Source organism: Variovorax sp. P1_H12_2, from assembly GCF_056405335.1.
In genome coordinates this window covers 1-2,434 of record NZ_JBFUCI010000630.1, presented here as the reverse complement: position 1 = coordinate 2,434, position 2,434 = coordinate 1, and the positions used below count along the sequence as shown (strand labels likewise).

The following is a 2,434-nucleotide window of genomic DNA, read 5'->3' as shown; positions in this document are numbered from 1 at the left end:
TCCATGCGGTGCGCGCGCTCGCCCAGGCGCATCGCGCCGGCCAGCCGGGCGCTGCCCTTGRGGGTGTGCAGGGTGCGCAGCGTGGACGCGCGCGGCGCCATGTCGTCGGGACGCTGGGCCCATTCGCGCAGCGCGGCGCCGAGCTGCGGCAGCAACTCGGCGGCCTCTTCCTCGAAGATCGGGAACAGGTCGACGTCGACCGCATCGGCCATGTCGACGGCATCCTCGGAGTCGTCGAGCGCGACGTCCGCCATGCCGTCGCGCACCAGGTGCGGATAGACCGGCCGCGCGTCAGTCGCCTCGGCCGGCAGCACGGAGGCGGCGACTTCGCGCAGCGCCCGCAGCGTGCCTTCGGCCGGATCCTTGAGGACGCCGGCCGCGAACTGATGCAGCAGGCGCCGCAGTTCCTCGGCCGCGCCGACCAGCACCGTGCCTTGCTGGGGCGTGCCGCGGCCCTGCATCTGCAGGTGCTGCAGCGCGGCCTCGAGCAGGCGCGCCATGCCCGACAGGCTCTGGAATCCCACCGTCGCCGAACTGCCGGCCAGCGAATGCGCCAGCCCGATCGTCGAGTCGGACACCCGCTGGTGCGATTCGAGCGCCCATTCACCGACCTCGGTGGCCAGTTGCCGCGACCATTCGTCGGCTTCGTTGAGATAGACGTTGTAGAGCGCAATGCCGATGCGCAGCGGCCCGATGACCTTGACCTGCTCCTCGGCGCTCGGCAGTGACGGGCGTTCGGGCTCGATCTCGGCCGGCGGCGCGGTCGCCGCCGCCACCGATGGCGCGGCGGCCTCGGGCGGCAGCTCTTCCTCGGCGGCTTCCGCCACCGGCGCCAACGCCAGCGGTTCGACCACGGGTTCGGGCTCGAGGCTGATGGCCGGCGGCGGCGGCTCGGCCTGCGCTTCGGGCTCCAGGCTCAAGGCGAAGGACAGCTCGGGCTCGGGGACGGGCTCTGGCTCTGGCTCTGGCGCAGGGACGAAAACCGGGGACTCGAAGCCCTTGGGAGCTTCGGCTTCGGCTTCGGCTTCAGCGTCGGCTTCCGGCTCGGGCCGCGGGCTGCTCGCGAGGGGCTCGAGCGAGGTATGGACGGTCTCGAGGAAATCGACCTCCTCGAGTTCGCCCAGGTCCGCCGGCGCTTCCGGTGCGGGGCCGCCATCGAAATCGAGAAAATCCGTCGAGGCGAAATCGTTCGGGGTGCGTGGCGCCTCCTCGTCCCTGGAGGGCTCGATCAGGCCCGGCCACACGGTGGCGGCTTCGGCGGACGGCGTCGCTGCGGCCGGCTCTTCGGTCGGCGGCAGATCGGACGCGACAGGCCCGAGGTCCAGATCGGGGAGCTCCAGATCGGGAAGCTCCGGCAACGCTTCGGGCGCGGCGGCGGGCGGCGCCTCGGCCAGCGATTCGGCGGCGATGTGGCGGGCGGCCGCGACCAGTGCGCCGGCATCGGCCACGCGGGCGGGCGCCACCAGCGGTTCCCCCGTGCGCAAGGCCTCGGCCACGCTGCGAAACGGCGCCGAGTGCCAGCTGTGCGGCTGGTTGGCTGCAATGGCCTCGACCCATTTCGCGAAATCCGTCAGCGCACTGCGCGTGCCGGCAACCAGTTCCGGCGTCGCGGGGCGCTGGTCGGCCAGCCAGGTGTTGAGAACCTGCTCGAAGGACCAGGCGGCTTCGCCGAAATCCATCAGCCCGACCATGCGCGAGCTGCCCTTGAGCGTGTGGAAGGCGCGCCGCAGCACGGTCAGCTCACCATCGTCGTCCGGACGGGCGCTGAGCGCAGACACCGCGGCCAGGCCGTTGTGCAGCACTTCGCGCGCCTCGTCGAGGAAGATGTTCTGGAGGTCGTCCTCCTCGAGTTCGGTGACCTCGGTGTCGGGCAGCATGCCTTCCAGCGGCGCCGGACCGGTGATCTTCGAGGTCCAGCTGGCGGTCGCGCGGCTGAACTCCTCGATCGGCGAAGGTGGCGGCTTGCGGCTGGCCGGCGCGGCGAGCGCCGCCAGCTTGGCTGCGATCTGCGCATCCACCTCCTCGACGCTCAAGACGGCTTCGGTCACGGCAACCGGGCCGGACGCCGCGGCGAAGGACGCCGGGGCTGCCGCTTCCGACGTACTGCCCTCGGTTCCTTGCCGCCCCATCAGCGGCTTGAGCTCGCCCAATTCCGCATCGAACACGAACAGCCGCTTCGCCAGCGCCGGCTGGTAGCTCAGCATGTCGATCAGGAAACCGAGCGCGCCCAGGTTGTTGCCAAGCGAGTCGAAGGCCCGGATCTCGTCGGCCGGCGATTCCTCGGCCAGCAGCTGATCGACGTTCTCGCGCATGCGCTGCACGGTCTGCGCCGCCTGGTCGAGGCCGAGCACCGAGAACACGCCGCGCATCTGCAGCAGCTGGCTCGGCACGGTGCGCAGCAGGCCCTTTTCGGTCGGCCTGCGGAAGAACTGAT

General features: G+C 71.3%; 1 protein-coding gene. It reads right to left on the bottom strand.

Features of this window, described 5'->3' with window-relative positions:
- A partial coding sequence (locus AC1D2K_RS33455; protein WP_478094579.1) for an Hpt domain-containing protein occupies window positions 1-2,434 on the bottom strand: 2,434 nt, incomplete at both ends.